Genomic DNA, 1821 nt, shown 5'->3' with positions numbered 1-1821 from the left:
GCCCGCACCACCTGCGCCTCAAAACCCTCCGGCAACGACACCCACGGCACCTCAACACCCGTCGCATTCCAATCCACCAACACCTCACGCCGCTCCGCCGACGACAACACCTCCAACTCACCCACACACCGATCCGCGTCAGCCACCACCCCAGCCAACACACGACCAAACCGCTCCACGAGGTTCTCGGCGGTCACGCGGTCGAAGAGGTCGACCGAGAACTCCAGGACTCCCGACAGCCCGGCAGGCTCGCCTTCGGCATCACGCAGCTCGGTGACGTTCAGAATCAGGTCGAACTTGGACGACCGCGTCTCCGTCACCTCTCCTGTGAGCGTGAGCTGCGGAAGGCGGAGTTCAGCCTGTTCGTTGTTTTGGAAGGCGAGCATCACCTGGAACAACGGGTGCCGCGACAACGACCGCTCAGGGTTCAGAACCTCCACCAAGTGCTCGAACGGCACATCCTGATGCGCGTACGCCGCCAGATCGGTCTCACGCACCCGCTCCACCAGCTCACGGAAGGTGGGGTCACCGGACACATCCGTACGCAACACCAACGTGTTCACGAAGAAACCAACCAGGTCGTCGAGCGCCTCATCCGTACGCCCGGCAATCGGCGTACCGATCGGGATGTCCACCCCCGCACCCATCCGCGACAACAGCGCGGCGAACGCCGCCCGCACCACCATGAACACACTCGCACCCGACGCACGCGCCAAGTCGACCAGACCCTTGTGAACCTCCGCGGCGACGGTCACCGGCACGGTGCCACCACGGTGCGAGGCGACCGCCGGGCGCGGGCGGTCCGTCGGCAGTTCCAACTGGTCGGGAAGGGCGGCAAGTTGCTGCTTCCAGTACGCGAGTTGGCGGCTGATCAGGCTTTCGGGGTCGGACTCGTCGCCCAGCACTTCCTGTTGCCACAGCGCGTAGTCCGCGTACTGCACCGCCAGCGGCTCCCAGCCCGGAGCACGGCCCGTGGTGCGCGCCTCGTATGCCAGTGCGACGTCCCGCGCCAGCGGCGCCATCGACCAGCCGTCACCCGTGATGTGGTGCAGCACGACCACCAGGACGTGCGTGGTGCTGTCCAGCCGGAACAGTGAGGCCCTGAAGGGTATCTCGGCGGTCAGGTCGAATCCGCGCCGCGCGGTCCGGGAGATCGCGTCCGGGACCTCCTGCTCGCGGATCTCCCGTACCGGCAGCTCCACCATGGAGTCCGCCGCGTCGAGGACACGCTGGACCGGCACGCCGTCCTCACCCTCGAGGAAGACCGTGCGCAGCGACTCGTGGCGTACGACCACGTCGCACAGCGCGGCCCGCAGCGCCTCGCGATCCAACGGCCCGGTGAGACGCAGCGCGATGGGCATGTTGTACGTGACGGACTCAGGTCCCTCGAAGCGGTTCAGGAACCAAAGCCTGCGCTGCGCGAAGGACAAGGGGATCCCCGCAGGGCGCTCCATCGGAACCAGCGCCGCGCGGGCACCCTGCGCGTCCGTCATGCGGGCGTTCAACTGGGCGACGGTCGGCGCCTCGAACATCGCGCGCGGCGGCACCTCTATGCCGAACACCGCACGGATGCGGCTGATCACACGTGTGGCGTGCAGCGAGTGGCCGCCCAGGTCGAAGAAGCTGTCGTCGATGCCGACCCGCTCCACGCCCAGCACCTCGGCGAAGATCGCGCAGAGCACTTCCTCGCGAGCGTCACGAGGGCCACGAACGCGCCGAACCTCGACGTACTCGGGGGCGGGCAGGGCCCGTCGGTCGACCTTGCGGTGCGCGGTCAGGGGCAGCTCGGCCAGACTGACGACGGCAGCCGGGACCATGAAC

Annotated in this window: 1 protein-coding gene; it reads right to left on the bottom strand. The window is 67.8% G+C overall.

All coding sequences use genetic code 11. The features are described 5' to 3' along the window. The coding region (locus tag ACZ4D5_RS43435; protein ID WP_467778073.1) for a condensation domain-containing protein at positions 1-1821 on the bottom strand (1821 nt) is incomplete at both ends.

This window comes from Streptomyces sp. NPDC025651, from assembly GCF_055558735.1.
The sequence above is the reverse complement of the archived record's forward strand: the minus strand, read 5'-3'. Positions and strand labels throughout refer to the sequence as shown.